Below are 15,251 nucleotides of genomic sequence, written 5' to 3'. Positions count from 1 at the left end.
AACGGCGTCCCTGATGCTCATGCGCCTTCTCACCCGCACCGACGCGGGACGACAGACGCGCATGGGCTCGGCCGAGGGTGCGCACATCGTGTCCGCCTGTTCCCACGTCTGCGTAGTCCTTCTCGGGTTCCCGGGCAGGCGCCTGGCGCCTGTAGCCACGATGGTGACAAAAATGGCAAGATGGGGTAATGGCCCGCTCCACGAACACCCAGTTCGCCGTCGCCGTGCACGTACTAGTCATCCTGACAGTCGCCGCTGATGGCCACGCCGTGAGTTCCGAGGAACTCTCCAAGAGTGCCAACGTCAACGCGGTCTATGTACGCCGCGTCCTCGGACCGATGCGGAACGCGGGGCTGGTCCGCTCCCGGTCCGGCGTGAACGGCGGCTGGGAACTGGCAGCCGACCCTGCCCAGATCCCCCTCGCACAGGTATGGCTGCTCCTTCAGGGCGACGAACCCGTGCTCGGACTGCACGGCCCCGATCCCTCATGTGTCATGGGCCGGTCCGTCCAGAAGTCCCTGGTGTCGATCGACCGTACGGTCGCCCACGCTGTGGCGACGGCCCTCGGGCACTTCACCGTGCAGGACATCGCGCAAGGTGTTCCGGAGGCGGCGCGGCTCCTGGAGAGCGCCTGACCGCGATCCTCCGCGCCGGCCGGGGAGGACTGTGCCGTAAGGCGGAGCGAGAGTCGGCCATAGGCGTTGTGCGAAACGCTTTCGGCCCGCCGGGCTGAAGCCCGCCGGGCCGAAAGCGCGAGGAAGATCTTTCACGCGGAGGCGGGCAGGCTCTCCTCGCTGACGGATCCGGCCCGAGCCGTGGTGAGTGCGATGAGGGTGTCGGCTGCGGGGCCGGAGGAGGCGGGGTTCTGTCCGGTGATGAGCAGGCCGTCCTGGACAACGTAGGGCTGCCAGTCGCCGATCCTGGAGTAGATGCCGCCGAGATTGACGAGTTCGTCCTCGACGAGGAAGGGGACGATGTCGGTCAGGGCGACGCCGTCCTCCTCGGAGTTGGTGAAGCCGGTGACCTTCCTGCCCTGTACCAGGGGCGTGCCGTCTTCGTTGACGGTGTGGCGCAGGACGCCGGGGGCGTGGCAGACCAGGGCCAGGGGCTTGCCGGAACGCAGCGTCGTCTCGATCAGGCGGGCGGAGACGGTGTCCTCCGCCAGGTCCCACAGGGGGCCGTGGCCTCCGGGGTAGAAGACGGTGTCGTAGTCGTCGGCGTTGACGGAGTCCAGGCGTACGGTGGTCGCCAGCGCGGCGGTCGCTTCCGGGTCGGTTTCGAAGCGGCGGGTCTGGTCGGTCTGGTTGGCGATCTCGTTGCTCACTGGGGTCTGGTTGGCGATCTCGTTGCTCTTGGGGTCCAGCGGGGGACGGCCGCCCTTGGGGGAGGCGAGGGTGATGTCCCAGCCTGCCTCCTTGAACCGGTAGTACGGCGCGGCGAGCTCCTCCAGCCAGAACCCGGTCTTACGGCCGGTGTCACCGAGCTTGTCGTGCGAGGTGAGGACGATCAGAACCTTCATGGTGACTTCCTGTGCATCAGTAGGACGATCACCCCTGGTGAGGCGAATCGCGCAGGGGGGCGTGATGAGGCGGGATACGAGGACGCGGGCGCGGTCGGCCAGCCGGAGCCGGCCGACCAGGCAGAGGTGCAGAGGTGCAGAGGTGCAGAGGTGCAGAGGTGCGGCTTACTGAGCGAGGAAGTTCAGCAAAACTTCGTTGACCTCGGCGGTGTGGGTGGTGAGCAGGCCGTGGGGAGCGCCGTCGATCTCGGTGTACTGGGCGGTGGGCAGGGCCTTGGCGAAGCGGCGGCCGGTCGCGTCGATGGGGAGGGTGCGGTCGGCGGTGCCGTGCACGATCAGGGCCGGGACGTCGATCCTGGGGATGTCGGCACGGAAGTCGGTGGGCCAGGAGAGAGGCGCGGCGGCCGAGGCGATCGCGCCCGACCCGGCGGCGATGTTCCAGGCGTTGCGAACCGCCTCTTCGCTGACGCGGGTGCCCAGGTTCTCGTCGAGGTTGAAGAAGTCGTTGTAGAAGCCGGTGAAGAACGCGTACCGGTCGTTCTTGACAGCCTCGGAGACACCCTGGAAGAACGAAGCAGGCGCGGCACCGTCGGGGTTGTCTTCGGTGATCTCCAGGAACGGCTCCAGCGAGGCCAGGAACACGGCCTTGGCGACACGCCCCGAACCGTAGACGGAAAGGTAACGGGCCACCTCGCCGGTGCCCATCGAGAACCCGACCAGCACCGCCTCACGCAGATCCAGTGCTTCCAGTACGGCGTTCAGGTCGGCGGCGAAGGTGTCGTAGTCGTAACCCGCCGAAGGATGACTCGACTTGCCGAAACCCCGCCGGTCATACGTGATCACCCGATAGCCGGCCTCCAGCAGCGCCGACGTCTGCCCCTCCCACGAGGTCCCGTCCAGCGGGTAACCGTGGATCAGCACCACCGGCTGACCCGCCCCCTTGTCCTCGTAGTGCACCTCGATATCCGTGCTGTTCTCCGTGCCGATCTTGATACGTCCCATGACGTCCAACCTCCATAGTGTTTTGCGCTCCGACATCCAGAACTGAACGACTGCTCCACTCACCCGTTAACGCGCCCGCTCCGGCGGGCCCGCCGATCACCTCACCGACGGCCGGAGGCGGCGGGTCGTGATCGGCACGGATGTCCCAAGGGGGTTACTTGGAGGTGGCTCGGGCGGCCTGTTCGACGAGGCGGGTGACCGTGCCGGGGTGGGAGATGGCGACCGCGTGCGAGGAGTTGACCTCGATGGTGTGCGCGTGGGCGCGTTTGGCCATGAAGCGCTGTTCGGCCGGTGCGATCGCGTGGTCCTGGGTGGTGACCAGGTCCCAGGAGGGGATGGTCTTCCAGGCGGTTTTCGTGGTCTTCTCGTCGAAGACCGAGGCGGCCAGCGGACGCTGGGTGACGGCCATGATGTCGGTGACCGACCGGGGCACGTCGGCGGCGAAGGCGTCGTGGAACTTGTCCTTCTGGACGTAGAGGTCGGTGCCGGTGCCTCCGCCGGGCAGCGGATAGGGCACAGCGTTGAGGGCCGAGGGGAGGGTCGCCCCCGGGAACCTGTCGCCGAGTTCCGCGAGGGTCTCGGCCTTGTCGGGGACGAACGCGGCGATGTAGACGAGCGCCTTGACCTCCGGGTTGCCCGCGGCGGCGTCACTGATCACGGAACCGCCGTAGGAGTGGCCGACGAGGACGACCGGCCCCTTCACGCTCTTGAGATAGCTCTCCAGGTAGTCCGAGTCGCCGGCCACCCCACGCAGCGGGTTGGCGGGAGCGACGACCGGATAGCCGTCGTGCCGCAGGCGCGTGATCACGCTGTTCCAGCTGGAGGAGTCCGCGAAGGCCCCGTGCACCAGCACGACCGTGGGCTTCGCTGCCTGCGCGGCGGGCCCGGCGGTGGCCGCGGGGGCCGACGTCATGGACGCCAGGCTGAGAGCGGCCACGCCGGCCACGGCCGCGAGCGCGGAAACACGCCGACGGGAGGGGCGCAGCACACGCTTCATCTTCGCCTTCATATGCGTCTGTATCTCCTTGAGAGGTGTCGTTCTTCGAGCGGCAGGTCCTGCTGTCCCACGGCGCGGGCCGGGGGAGTGCCTGGCACGTCGGCGAATGCAGCGCCGGACAAGATGTCGGACGCACCAGCCGGTTCGGATGGCTCCCCAAGTCGCCGCTCTCACCTGCGTAGATGCGAGACTCTCGCCTTTCTGCCACCGCCGCGGCTACAGTAACATAAACGTAGCCGAGATGATTACGGATAAGAATGAGCACTCGGCAAAGAGGCAGTGGCCCAGTGGCCCAGTGGCCGAGTGGCCGAGCGGTGCAGGTGCGGTTGGCCGTGTGGTGACGGGCGTTGCGGGCGGCTTGTGTCCGGCGGCTGCCCAGCGGGAGCGCGGACCGGGCCGGATAGGAGCCGGAGCGCCCGTGAGGCGTACGTGTTCAGTAAGTTACTTGAGTTACGCAACAAGATGGTAAAGTGGCTTGCATGTCGTCCGAACCGCTCCCGTTGCCCCCCGTCGCGTCTCCGGAAGTGATCGAGATCGAGCGCGCGCTCACTCGCATCACCTACCTGAGCACCCGCGCCCGCCAACACGAACGGCTGATGACGCTGGCCGGGGTTCCGCTGGACCGCGCCGCCGTGGCGCTGCTGCGGCAGGTCGCCGACTCCGAGCCGTTGCGGCCGGGAGAGCTGGCGCAGCGACTGGGCGTGGAGGCCTCCCATGTGACCCGTACGGTGCAGCAGCTCCAGAAGTCCGGCTACGTCACACGGGTCCCCGACCCCGACGACGGCCGGGCCCAGCGGATCCAGCTCACGGAGGCGGGCCGCGCGGCCGTCGACCGGGTCCGGGAGGCGGGCGCCCGGGGGATGCAGCTGGTGCTGGCGGACTGGTCCCCGGAGGAGCTGGGACAGCTCGCCACGCTCTTCCACCGCATGGTCGACGACTTCCTCTCCTACTCCCTCGAGGAAGAGACCGAGCAGCCGGCCGCGGCACCCGGCGGCTGACCTCAGGCGCGGCAACCGGCGAGGCCGACGGGGTCCGTCGGCCCGCTGCCGAGCGAGCCGACCCTCGCCCACACCCGGGCCCCGGACGACGCGAGCCCCGAACGGGCCTCCTCGCGACCCTGCCGCCGGACTCCCGCCTACCCTCCAGTAATGTCGGGCGCCAGGTCATCAGAGGAGGAACCGTGTCCCGGTCCGAACGCTCACCCCTGCTCCTGGCGGGCCTGCTGGCCGGCATGGGCGTGGCCCACTTCGCCGTCCCGCGCCCCTTCGACGCGATCGTCCCGCGCACGCTCCCGGGCTCGCCCAGGGCCTGGACGTACGCCAGCGGTGTGGCCGAGCTGGCGCTGGCCGCGGGAGTGGCCCTGCCGCGGACCCGCAGGACGGCCGCACTGGCCGCGGCCGGGCTCTTCGTCGGGGTCTTCCCCGCCAACGTCAAGATGGCATGGGACTGGCGTCACCGCCCCGCTCCGCTCAGGGCCGCAGCCGTGGCCCGGCTGCCCTTCCAGGCGCCCCTCGTGCTGTGGGCCCGCAGCGTCGCCGAGGGTGCGAACACCGCGAAGATCGAGGGCCGGTCATGACCAAGGCCTTGGAAACCGGCGACCTCGTCGAGGACTTCGCGCTGCCGGACGAGACCGGCGCGGTGCGCAGCCTGACCGACCTGCTCGCCGACGGGCCGGTGGTCCTCTTCTTCTACCCCGCCGCCCTCACGGCGGGCTGCACCGCGGAGGCCTGCCACTTCCGTGATCTGGCGGCCGAGTTCGCCGCCGTGGGCGCCCGGCCCGTCGGGATCAGCGGGGACTCCGTCGACCGCCAGCAGGAGTTCGCCGGCCGGCACTCGCTCGGCATGCCGCTGCTGTCGGACGCCGACGGGGCGGTGCGGGAACGGTTCGGCGTGAAGCGCGGCTTCTCTCTCGCCCCCACCAAGCGGGTCACCTTCGTCATCGGCAAGGACCGCACCGTCCTGGAGGTCGTCCGCAGCGAGCTGCGGATGAACACCCACGCCGACCGCGCTCTCGACGCGCTGCGCGCCCACCGCGCCTGAGCGACGCGGGCGGGAGGGTCCCGAGGGGCCTGTGAACGCAGGGGAGGCCCGAGCGGGGAGCGACGCCGTGCCTCCGGGGTCGGACCGTCGCGGTTGATGCGTGGGGACAAAGGGACCATCCTGGACGGCATGGAGCATGTCGTCGCTGCTGCGGTCATCGATGCTCACGGCATCGTGACGGGCTGGAGCGAGGGTGCCCGTCTGCTGACGGGCCATGCGGCCGACGAGGCCGTGGGCCGGCCCGCGGCCGACCTGCTCGCCGAGGACCTGCCCCGACGCGCGGACGGCGAGTGGACCGGCCCCGTCGTCGTACGCCACCGCGACGGCCACCCCGTCACCCTCGTCGTGACGGCCTGCCCGGTGCTCGGCGCGGACGCCCGCCCCACCGGGTTCACCCTCACCGCGCAGCGGCCCACCGATCCGGAGCCCACGCTGGCGGGGCGAGCCTTCCAGCAGGCCTCCATGTCGATGTCCGTGTTCGATACCGGGCAGCGCTACCTGCGCCTGAACGAGACCGCGTGCATGGTCATGGGAGTGCCGGAGGAGGTCCTGCTCGGCCGCCATTTCCCCGAGACCGTCGAGGAGGCCGAACACAGCCGGGGTTTCGACTGGCATCTGCGCCACGTCGCCGAGACCGGCCGCCCGACGCGCTACGAGAGCTTCACCGGAGCCCCGTCCCTCAACCGGGAGCACGCCTGGACCACCGAGATGTGGCCGGTGCGCGACGACTCCGGAGCGGTGGCCGCCGTCGCCCTCGCGGCCTTCGACAGCACGGAGCAGTACCTGGCCCGCCGGCGCCTGGCCCTGCTGAACGAGGCCGCCGCCTCCATCGGCACCACTCTGGACGTGGTGCGCACCGCCGAGGAGGTGATCGAGCTCCTCGTGCCCCGGTTCGCCGACTTCGCCAGCGTGGACCTGCTGGACTGGGTCCTGGGAGCCGACGAGCCGCCGCCCGTCACGGACGGCGAGGTCGTGCTGCGCCGCGTCGCCCACGGCTCCGGCCACGAGGGCACCCCGGAGGCGGCGGTCCGTCTGGGCGAGACCGACGTCCACCCGCCGTTCAGCCCGCCGGCCCGTGCCCTGCACGCGGGACGGGCCGTCCGCATCCAGGCGGGTGAGCCCGATTTCATGGACTGGCTCGCCGAACGCAACGAGCGCGCACCGGAGGGCCGCCGCTTCCGCAGCGGGGTCCACTCGGTGATCTCCGTGCCCCTGCGGGCCCGGGGCATCACGCTGGGCGTCCTGGTCGGCGTCCGTATCGCCCATCCCGACGCCTACGAGGCCGATGACGCCGTCTTCGCCGAGGAACTCGCCAGCCGGGCCGCCGTCTGCGTCGACAACGCCCGCCGTTTCGCCCGCGAACGCACCACCGCCCTCGCCCTCCAGCACAGCCTGCTGCCCCGGGGCCTGCCCGGACAGGCGGCCGTCGAGGTCGCCCACCGCTATCTGCCCAGCGGCTCCATGGCGGGCATCGGCGGCGACTGGTTCGACGTCATCCCGCTCTCCGGAAGCCGGGTCGCCCTCGTCGTCGGCGACGTCGTCGGACACGGCATCCCGTCGACGGCGACCATGGGCCGGCTCTGCATGGCCGTGCGCACGCTCGCCGACGTGGACCTGCCGCCCGACGAGCTCCTCACCCACCTCGACGACCTCGTCACCCACCTCGCGGCGTACGACGACGCCGGCGAGGACGTCGCGGAGCTCGGCGCCACCTGCCTCTACGCCGTCTACGACCCCGTCAGCCGCTGTCTCACCGTCGCCGCCGCCGGGCACCCGGCCCCCGTCCTCGTCCTGCCCGACGGCACCGCACAGCTGATCCGCACGACCCCCGGGCCCCCGCTCGGGGTCGGCGGACTGCCCTTCGAGGCGGTCGAACTGGAGCTGCCCGAAGGCGCGGTCGTCGCCCTCTACACCGACGGGCTGATCGAGGACCGCGACCGCGACGTCGACCGCGCCACCGGCGAACTGTGCAGCGCGCTGACCGCACCCGCCGCCACGCTCGACGCCCTCTGCGACACCGTGTTGAAGGCCGTCCTGCCGGAAGAGCCCGGCGACGACGTCGCGTTGCTGCTCGCCCGCACCCGGGCGCTCGGCGCGGACCAGGTCGCCACCTGGGACGTCGAGCCGGACCCCGCCCAGGTCGCCGCCACCCGCCAGGCGGCGACCGAGCAGCTGACCGCGTGGGGCCTGGAGGAGGCCGCCTTCGTCACCGAACTCGTCGTCAGCGAACTCGTCACCAACGCCATCCGCTACGGCGCACCCCCCATCCGGCTCCGTCTGATCCGCGACCGCAGCCTGATCTGCGAGGTGTCCGACGGCAGTTCCACCTCGCCCCACCTGCGCCGCGCGCACGCCTTCGACGAGGGCGGGCGCGGACTGCTGCTCGTCGCGCAGCTCACCCAGCGCTGGGGCAGCCGACAGACGGACCGGGGAAAGACGATCTGGGCGGAGCAGTTGCTGGAGCCCGAGTGAGGACCGGGCGGGGCGACCTCGCCGCCCGCTCCTCGGCGGTCACCCGAGCCCGGCTCCTCCGCCGCGCCGCATCGTGAATGCCCCCGCGGACCGGGCGCCTCGGCGTCGGTCCGCGCAACGCGCCAGAAGGTCGCCCGTCGCCGCGGCAGCGCCCTGGCGGTCGTCGTCGCTCAGAACTCCTCGTGCTCTTCGGGGTCGCCGCCCAGGCGCCGGTGCGGCCGCTCCGCGATCGCCGCCACCTGCGCCGGCGCGAGTTCGAAGCCGAAGACGTCGAGGTTGGCGCGCTGACGCTCGGGGCTGGACGACTTCGGAATGGGGACGGCACCGAGCTGGAGGTGCCAGCGCAGGACGACCTGGCCGGGTGTCACGCCCAGCGACTCGGCGACGGCGAGGACGGCCGGGTCCTTGAGAAGCGCCGAACCGCGGCCCAGCGGGCTCCAGCTCTCCGTGCGGACGCCCTTGGCCTCGTGGTAGGCGCGCAGCTCGTCCTGCGGGAGGAGCGGGTGCAGCTCGATCTGGTTGACGGACGGCAGCACGCCCGTCTCCTTCTCCAGCCGCCCGATGTGCCCGGCCGTGAAGTTGGAGACACCGATGGACCGGATTAGACCCTCCTCGCGCAGCTTGATCATGGCCCGCCAGGAGTCGACGAACCTGTCGACCCGGGGGAGCGGCCAGTGGATCAGGTACAGGTCCACGTACTCGAGCCCGAGCCGCTTCCGGGACTCCTCGAAGGAGGCGAGGGTCTCCTCGTAGCCGTGGTGGCGGCCGGGCAGTTTCGTCGCCACCACGATCTCCTCGCGCGGCACCCCGGCCCGGGTCACGCCCCGCCCGACCCCGCTCTCGTTGCGATAGTTCGTCGCCGTGTCGACGAGCCGGTAGCCCAGGTCGAGCGCCTCGGCGACCGACCGCTCCGCCTCCGCGTCGTCCATCGGCCAGGTGCCCAGACCCAGGGCCGGGAGCTTCGTACCGTCGTTGAGCGTGTGCTCCGGGATGGTGCTCACCAGGGGACCTTTCCTCGACTGTGTCGTCCGTGCCGCCCCACCAGCCTCACCGATGAGGCGGGGATCGATCAACCGGAGGCCGCCCGGCGCGGGCGCCCGTCCCCGGCACGGGTGTCCGACGCACTGTCGCCAGGCCGTCGATTCGCTGTCACGATCTTCCCGGAGCCCTGAGGACGACGAGTGAAGACGAGCGGAGCACGCATGACGACGGACAGCCGGGCCACCCCCTTCGACGACCCGACGGCCGAGGAGGCCGCGCGGGCGGCCGGAGTCGAGGTGAAACCGGTCGCAGGACACATCGGCGCCGAGATCGAGGGCGTCGACCTGGCCGCAGGACCCGACGACGCCCAGGTCGCCGTGGTCAGGGCGGCGCTGCTGCGCTGGAAGGTGGTGTTCTTCCGCGGGCAGCGCCTCGACCACGCGGGACACGTGGCGTTCGCGCGACGGTTCGGCGAACCCGTCGTCCTGCGCAGGCGCGGCAGCGCGTCCCCGGCCGACTTCCCGGAGATCGAGACGACCGCCGACCGCCTCGAACTGGGCGGCAGGTTCGGCATGGAGCACGAGGAGTGGCTCCGGCGCCGCCGGCACACCCTGCTGCGCGGCTGGCACTGCGACCACGGCGCCCGCGTCGACCCACCGGCCGCGACGATCCTGCGCGCCGAGACGGTACCGCCCTACGGCGGTGACACGACCTGGTCCAATCTGGCGGCCGCTCACGCCGGACTCTCCGCACCCCTGCGGGAGTTCCTCGCCGGGCTGCGCGCCGAGCACCGGCTCGGCGTCGGCTACCAGCCCCGCCCCGGCGACGACGCGTACGTCCGCCACCTCCTCGACCACCAGGTCGCCTCGGTACATCCCCTGGTACGCGTCCACCCCGAGACGGGGGAGCGCGTGCTGTACGTCAACGGCTACTACCTCGAGCAGATCACCGACCTCTCCCGCGCGGAGAGCCGGGCGATCGTGGACATGCTGCTGGAGGAGGCGACCCGCCCCGAGTACACGGTCCGCTTCCGCTGGGAACCGGGCAGCGTGGCGTTCTGGGACAACCGCGCCACCATCCACCTCGCGCCGAGCGACAACGCGCATCTGCGCTTCCCCCGCACGATGCACCGGGTGATGCTCACCGGCGAGATCCCCGTGGGCGTGGACGGCAGGCCGTCCGAGCCGGTGACCGGAACCGAGCCGGGCCGCTGGTGAGGTTCCTCATGCTCCGCCGCCGGGCCGCCATCCCAGCGCGGGACCCAGCTTCGTGGCCATGTCGGTCAGGATCTGTACGTAGTCCTCGTGCCCGAAGGTGAACGGCAGGGCGAAGGCGACCTCGTCGATCTCGCGGAACGCGGCGTGGGCGTGCAGGCGTTCGGCGATCTCGTCCGAGGTGCCCACCAGGTCGGGGGCGAACAGCAGCCGGGCCGGGCCCTGCGGCGAGGTCGTGCGGGGGAGCCGCTTCGCGGCGAACTCCTCGTACCTCGCGCGCTGCTGGGGTGAGGCGGAGTCGGTGGGGATGACCACGAGTCCCTGCGAGACACGGGCCGCCTCGCCGTCGGGGTGGGCGGCGCGGAAGGCACGGACGTGGGAGAGCTGGATCTCGGCGAAGTCCCTGGTGTCCTGCGGCCCTTCGGCCTTGACGACACTGCTGGTGAGGAAGTTCATGCCGTGTTCCCCGGCCCATCGCGCCGAACCCGGGCTGCCCCCGCCGTACCACAGGCGGCGGCCCAGACCGGGGGAGTGCGGCTGCACCCGGTCGGAGAACACCTCGAAGCCCTCGACCCCGCTGAAGTCGCTGGCGGACTTGCCGCGCACCAGGTCCAGCAGCCGCCGCACCCGCTCGTAGCCGAAGTCCTCCGAGTCGGCGGTGTCCGGGTACAGGGCGTCCTTGACCTGGTCGTAGTGCATCGGCGGGCCGACGCTCACCCCCGGGTTGAGCCGGCCCGCGGAGAGGATGTCGACCGTGGCCAGGTCCTCGGCGAGGCGCAGCGGGTTCTCCCAGCCGAGCGGGATGACCGCGGTGCCGAGCTCGATGCGCCGGGTGCGCTGCGAGGCGGCCGCCAGCACCGCGACGGGCGAGGAGATGCCGTACTGGAGGTGGCGGTGGCGCACCCACGCGCTGTCGAAACCGAGCCGCTCACCCAGTTCGATGATCTCCAGCGTGGTCTCGTGCCCCCGGGCCGGGTCGTCCGCGTCGAACAGCCCGATGGTGAGGAAGCCCAGCTTGCGCAGGGGGCGTGGGGTCGAAGGCACGGGGCTCCTCCATGGTTCGACGGCATGTACGGCCGTACCGGTGTTCTGCGTCGATTGTCGCAGGCGGCCTCAGCGCAGCGGGATCGTTACCTCGTCCTCGACCGGCGGATTCAGCTCCTGGGCGCGGTTCCCGGTGGCCGCGAAGCAGCGCAGCCGGACCGACTCCGGGGTGACGTCCAGCCGCAGGAACGACTTGAAGAACGGCGGGCTGTACGTCACCGAACTCGGCGAGAAGAGCTGGGTGTAGATCTTGCGTACCGGCAGCCGGAACCGCTTGCGGCGCTCCGGGCCGCTTCCCGTGCCCAGCAGGCCGGCCAGCAGGCGGATCCGTCGCGTCACCCTGACCTGCGGGCCCGGCGTACGGGTCGGCGGGATGCCCAGCCGTTCGGCGACCACCGCCTGGGCCTCGGCCTCGGTGAGGGCGAAGAACCGGCGCAGCCGAAGCCGGCGTCCGTAGAGCCGGCTGTAGAAGGCGAGGGAGTCACCGCGCAGCGGATAGCAGCGGAAGTCCCCCTCGGTGACGCCGGCGACGGACACCCGGGGGATGGTGTGGGTGGCGTGCATGAAGGCGCCCCCGCCGCCCGAGACCACGTACTGAAGCGTCCGCCCGTCCGCCAGACGCACCGGGTAGCGCTGGTAGTTGTGGATGTCGCCGCCTATCGCCGCCACGTAGTGGTGCTCGGGGGCGCTGACGACGTCGTCGACGGTGCCGCCGCCTTCGATGGGGCACGGGTGGTGCTCGCCGTCGACGTAGAGGGGCGAGCCGGTGATGAGGATCTTGGGGCGGGGACCCTGCGACACCGTGCGCAGCCACGCGCCCTGTTCGGCGTCCAGCGTGCCCAGCAGCCCGGTGTCGATGCCGATGATCCGCACCGGGCCGGCGTCGATCGCCCAGTACGGCCCGGGCTGCATCGCCTGTTGACCCGTCGCCGACCTCAACGCGCTTGCCTGCGCGAGGCGTTGGCCGTCGTGCGCCTGCGGCCGGTGCCACAGCAGGGAACGCAGCCGGGCGCGGCTGAGGGGGCGTGGCGCGGGTTCGGCGGGCAGGGCGGGGGCGTCGCCGCAGAAGACCCGCATGAACGCGTCCAGGTCCTCGTACCAGTCGTGGTTGCCGGGTATCGCGTAGATGGGCGCCGGATAGTCCCGGTACGGACGGAAGAACTTGGCGTCGTAGTCGTCGGCGCTGCCGACCGGATAGATGACGTCACTGGCGAGCACGGCGAAGGACGTGCCCTGACTCGCCCTCAGGAAGCCCGGCACGACGGCGTACTGGGGATCGTCGCCCTCACCCGTGTCGCCGATGACCATGAAGGAGAAGCTGTCCGGGTCCGTGCGCCGGACGACCTTGTCCCGGGGCGCGCCGGCCGCCGCCCGTTGCGCCACCAGGCGGCTGCGGGTACGGCCCGTCGGGTCCCCGAACCACGACGCCAGCACGCCGTTGCGGGCGGCCCACAGCATCCGGGGATCGAGCCACGAGATCTTCTCGGTCCGGTCCGGCATGAGCTGTCGGTACGCGCCCCGGTCGGCGCCGACCCAGCCGGCGCCTTCGGCGGTATCGCGTGAGGAGTCAGACACCGGTGCACCGTAGCAATGATCCACAGTGCGCCAGGAGGGGGGTGACCGGCGACGACGGTGCTCCCACCGCCCGTCGGCGGGACATCGCGCGCACGACCGCCGACCGTGCCGTGCCGGACGCGGTCGCGTACGCGTTGCCCGAACGCCCGCTGGCCCGCCCGCCGCTGGGTTCGCGCGAGCCTCTCACCCGCTCCACGACCGACGGACGGCAGGCCGGTCGACCGCCTCCTGCGACGTGCCGTCCCGCCCTGTCGGGGTGGCCCGGCTCCACTCGCCGTCGCCGAGCACGAGCAGCGGATCGAACATCACCACCACGCCGGCCATCAGCAGGAAGATCACCGGCCCGATCAGCATCGGCAGCAGCAGCGAGGTGTGGCTGTCGCCGGCCCACGACGAGGTCGCTCCGTGCACATGGACGCTGACCGCGGCCATCGCCGTGTAGTGCATCCCGGACACGGCGACGCCCATCACCAGGCTGGCGCCCAGGCTCGTCAGGAACCCGCGGACCGTGACGGCCGCCCACAGGGCGGCGGTCGCGGCCACCACGGCGATCAGCACCGAGAGCGCCACCGTGAGCGGGGCGTACACGATGGCGCCGTTGAGTTGCAGGGCCGCCATGCCCAGATAGTGCATGGCGGCGACTCCGATGCCCGTGACGGCCCCGGCGAGCGACAGCGCCCCCCGGCCCGCTCCCCGGTAGCCCACGATGAACACACCGACGCCGACCACCACGACCGCTACCGCGAGACTGAGCACGGTCAGACCGACGTGGTAGCCGATCCGTGTCTCCTCCACCTGGAAGCCGATCATCGCGATGAAGTGCATCGTCCAGATGCCGCAGCCGATCGACGCGGCTCCCAGCGTCAGCCAACCGGCCTTCCAGGAACCGCCGTTGAGCAGTGTCCGCACGATGCAGCGCAGCCCCAGAGCTCCTCCCAGGCAGGCCATCGAAAAGGCCGCCACCGGGGTCACCACCCCGTACCGGAAACCGTCGATCGTGCCTTCCATCATCAACTCCCCCCAGAGTGACGCTTGTTCGTGCAGGCAGGTCTACGGGTAGGGGAGCGGTAAAAGCAAGCGTTTCCCAAGAGTCGACGACCGACTCCCCGCCTACGGCACGCGCGCAGGATGCGGCGGCCCTCCCCGGTGGGGCCCCCGGCCTTCGCGATCGCCCGGCAGCTCCGTGGACCCGGCCCTCTCGGCGTGCCCCTCAGGAAGCACTCGGGCCCGGGAGCCGGACGTCACACGTCGTCGTGTCAGGGCGCCTTGCGCAGGGCGGGACCGACGGCGCGATCCCGCGGCCCTCACGATGCGCGCCCGGACGCCGGTGGCGCCCCGGTCCCGGCGCGCCGAGGTCGCCCGGACTCCCGTCGCGCCCAGTGCGTCCAGCCGTTGCGCGAGCCCGGCCGCCGGCTGCGGGTGCGGGCCGGGGGGCTCTCCCGGTCGTCGTTACGGGGCGTCCTTGCCCCAGACGAAGACCTCCGTGCTCGGCCGCCGTTCGGAGAACCGGCCTGATGCGGAGGCCTTGCGCAGCAGTCGACGCAGGTCCGCCTCGAAGTCGTCGCGGCGCGTGCCGAACAGATGCGGTGCCGAGAACGACATCGAGAACACCCCCGCGACGATGTCGTCGACGGTGCGCTCGAGCGGTTGCCCGCCGGGCACCACACGGCGCCGCGGGCCGGAGAACCCGGCCCGGGCGAGCACCGAGGCCTCACCGCCGGGCGTGCCCTGCGGCAGCACACCTCGGCCGGCCCGTCGTACCGGACCGAGGTAGTGCCTGATCAGCTCCCCGATCGCCGCACCGGGCACCGCCGGGTGCGGCAGACCGTCGACGCCGAGCGTCTCGGTCTTCACATCCGAGATGTGCACCAGGGCCCCGCCGGGCCGGAGCATGTCCCTGGTGGTCGCCGCCACCGACGCGCGGTCCATCCAGTGGAAGGACTGGCCGAAGGTGGCCACGGTGAACCGCCCCAGACCCGCGGGCAGGTCCTCGGCCCGGGCCCGCACCCACCGGGCCTTCCCGGCCACTCCCGCTCCGGCGGCCTCGCGCCGCGCCTCGTCGATCATCCCCGCGTCCGGGTCCACGCCGACGACCTCGCCGAACAGGTGGACCAGAGCCAGGGCGAGGATCCCCGGTCCGCACCCCACGTCGAGGAGGCGGCCCCGCCCGTCGAGTTCCAGAGCCTCGGCCAGCGCGTCCGCCAGCCCGGGGGCATAGGGGAGCCGTCCCCGCCGGTAGTGGGTTGCGGTACCCGCGAACAACGTCTCGTCCCACTCCCACCCGGCCACCACGTCCGCCCACCACCTCGCAGAGATGTTCCTTCGTCCGGTCGCCGATGATCCCACGGCCCGGGCGGCGCACACCGGTGCGCGACCGGCCCGCCGCCGGGCGCCCGGCTCACCGGCC

General features: G+C 71.6%; 14 protein-coding genes. 6 read left to right on the top strand and 8 right to left on the bottom strand.

Annotation, left to right across the window (positions count from 1 at the left end; genetic code table 11):
* The first annotated feature begins 188 nt into the window (after positions 1-188).
* Positions 189-635 carry an Rrf2 family transcriptional regulator gene (locus QF030_RS05550; RefSeq protein ID WP_307161521.1) on the top strand — a complete coding sequence of 149 codons (447 nt, stop codon included), beginning with the start codon at positions 189-191 and terminating at the stop codon, positions 633-635.
* Between the two features lie 131 nt (positions 636-766).
* On the opposite strand, the gene QF030_RS05545 is transcribed toward QF030_RS05550, so the two are convergent.
* The 3 genes from QF030_RS05545 to QF030_RS05535 all read right to left on the bottom strand — a co-directional run bounded on the left by QF030_RS05545 (position 767) and on the right by QF030_RS05535 (position 3,530).
* Entirely contained in the window at positions 767-1,519 is a 753-nt protein-coding gene (locus tag QF030_RS05545) for a type 1 glutamine amidotransferase domain-containing protein (RefSeq protein WP_307161520.1), read from the bottom strand.
* A 165-nt stretch (positions 1,520-1,684) separates the two neighbouring features.
* Positions 1,685-2,521 (bottom strand): alpha/beta fold hydrolase, encoded by an 837-nt coding sequence (locus QF030_RS05540; RefSeq protein WP_307161519.1) that lies wholly within the window; start codon positions 2,519-2,521, stop codon positions 1,685-1,687.
* 154 nt (positions 2,522-2,675) lie between these two features.
* Complete coding sequence (locus QF030_RS05535) at positions 2,676-3,530, bottom strand: alpha/beta fold hydrolase (protein WP_307161518.1); 855 nt, start codon at positions 3,528-3,530, stop codon at positions 2,676-2,678.
* Positions 3,531-3,997: 467 nt separating this feature from the next.
* On the opposite strand from QF030_RS05535, the gene QF030_RS05530 reads away from it, so the two are divergent.
* The 4 genes from QF030_RS05530 to QF030_RS05515 all read left to right on the top strand — a co-directional run bounded on the left by QF030_RS05530 (position 3,998) and on the right by QF030_RS05515 (position 8,030).
* The gene (locus QF030_RS05530; protein WP_307161517.1) at positions 3,998-4,516 is read left to right on the top strand and encodes a MarR family winged helix-turn-helix transcriptional regulator; all 519 of its coding nucleotides are present in this window, start codon (positions 3,998-4,000) and stop codon (positions 4,514-4,516) included.
* A gap of 182 nt (positions 4,517-4,698) precedes the next feature.
* Entirely contained in the window at positions 4,699-5,094 is a 396-nt protein-coding gene (locus QF030_RS05525) for a DoxX family protein (RefSeq protein WP_307161516.1), read from the top strand.
* A complete protein-coding gene (locus QF030_RS05520; RefSeq protein ID WP_307161515.1) occupies positions 5,091-5,558 on the top strand; it encodes a peroxiredoxin in 468 nt (155 codons plus the stop codon). The genes QF030_RS05525 and QF030_RS05520 overlap by 4 nt, the downstream gene beginning before the upstream one ends.
* 129 nt (positions 5,559-5,687) lie before the next feature.
* Positions 5,688-8,030, top strand: coding sequence for an ATP-binding SpoIIE family protein phosphatase (locus tag QF030_RS05515; RefSeq protein ID WP_307167477.1), 2,343 nt, complete (start codon positions 5,688-5,690; stop codon positions 8,028-8,030).
* A 170-nt stretch (positions 8,031-8,200) separates the two neighbouring features.
* Here the strand turns inward: QF030_RS05515 and QF030_RS05510 are convergent, their stop codons facing one another.
* On the bottom strand, positions 8,201-9,031 hold the full coding sequence (locus QF030_RS05510) for an aldo/keto reductase (protein WP_307161514.1): 831 nt from the start codon (positions 9,029-9,031) through the stop codon (positions 8,201-8,203).
* A 201-nt stretch (positions 9,032-9,232) separates the two neighbouring features.
* On the opposite strand from QF030_RS05510, the gene QF030_RS05505 reads away from it, so the two are divergent.
* Positions 9,233-10,228, top strand: coding sequence for a TauD/TfdA dioxygenase family protein (locus QF030_RS05505; RefSeq protein WP_307161513.1), 996 nt, complete (start codon positions 9,233-9,235; stop codon positions 10,226-10,228).
* Between the two features lie 6 nt (positions 10,229-10,234).
* Here the strand turns inward: QF030_RS05505 and QF030_RS05500 are convergent, their stop codons facing one another.
* From QF030_RS05500 to QF030_RS05485, 4 genes are all read right to left on the bottom strand, one after another.
* Positions 10,235-11,269: an LLM class flavin-dependent oxidoreductase gene (locus tag QF030_RS05500; RefSeq protein WP_307161512.1), complete on the bottom strand. Its 1,035-nt coding sequence runs from the start codon at positions 11,267-11,269 to the stop codon at positions 10,235-10,237.
* A gap of 69 nt (positions 11,270-11,338) precedes the next feature.
* Complete coding sequence (locus QF030_RS05495) at positions 11,339-12,844, bottom strand: metallophosphoesterase family protein (RefSeq protein WP_307161511.1); 1,506 nt, start codon at positions 12,842-12,844, stop codon at positions 11,339-11,341.
* Positions 12,845-13,027: 183 nt separating this feature from the next.
* On the bottom strand, positions 13,028-13,852 hold the full coding sequence (locus tag QF030_RS05490; RefSeq protein ID WP_307161510.1) for an MHYT domain-containing protein: 825 nt from the start codon (positions 13,850-13,852) through the stop codon (positions 13,028-13,030).
* A 441-nt stretch (positions 13,853-14,293) separates the two neighbouring features.
* Positions 14,294-15,136 carry a class I SAM-dependent methyltransferase gene (locus tag QF030_RS05485; protein ID WP_307161509.1) on the bottom strand — a complete coding sequence of 281 codons (843 nt, stop codon included), beginning with the start codon at positions 15,134-15,136 and terminating at the stop codon, positions 14,294-14,296.
* Positions 15,137-15,251: the final 115 nt, after the last annotated feature.

The organism is Streptomyces rishiriensis (genome assembly GCF_030815485.1).
Classification (GTDB): Bacteria; Actinomycetota; Actinomycetes; order Streptomycetales; family Streptomycetaceae; genus Streptomyces; species Streptomyces rishiriensis_A.
This window is presented reverse-complemented; position numbering and strand designations above follow the sequence as displayed.

Bases quoted from the DNA above. Each gene is read 5' to 3' on its own strand.
- QF030_RS05540 (WP_307161519.1), bottom strand. From the start codon at position 2,521: ATGGGACGTATCAAGATCGGCACGGAGAACAGCACGGATATCGAGGTG.
- QF030_RS05545 (WP_307161520.1), bottom strand. From the start codon at position 1,519: ATGAAGGTTCTGATCGTCCTCACCTCGCACGACAAGCTCGGTGACACC.
- QF030_RS05550 (WP_307161521.1), top strand. From the start codon at position 189: ATGGCCCGCTCCACGAACACCCAGTTCGCCGTCGCCGTGCACGTACTA.
- QF030_RS05535 (WP_307161518.1), bottom strand. From the start codon at position 3,530: ATGAAGGCGAAGATGAAGCGTGTGCTGCGCCCCTCCCGTCGGCGTGTT.
- QF030_RS05515 (WP_307167477.1), top strand. From the start codon at position 5,688: ATGGAGCATGTCGTCGCTGCTGCGGTCATCGATGCTCACGGCATCGTG.
- QF030_RS05520 (WP_307161515.1), top strand. From the start codon at position 5,091: ATGACCAAGGCCTTGGAAACCGGCGACCTCGTCGAGGACTTCGCGCTG.
- QF030_RS05530 (WP_307161517.1), top strand. From the start codon at position 3,998: ATGTCGTCCGAACCGCTCCCGTTGCCCCCCGTCGCGTCTCCGGAAGTG.
- QF030_RS05505 (WP_307161513.1), top strand. From the start codon at position 9,233: ATGACGACGGACAGCCGGGCCACCCCCTTCGACGACCCGACGGCCGAG.
- QF030_RS05490 (WP_307161510.1), bottom strand. From the start codon at position 13,852: ATGGAAGGCACGATCGACGGTTTCCGGTACGGGGTGGTGACCCCGGTG.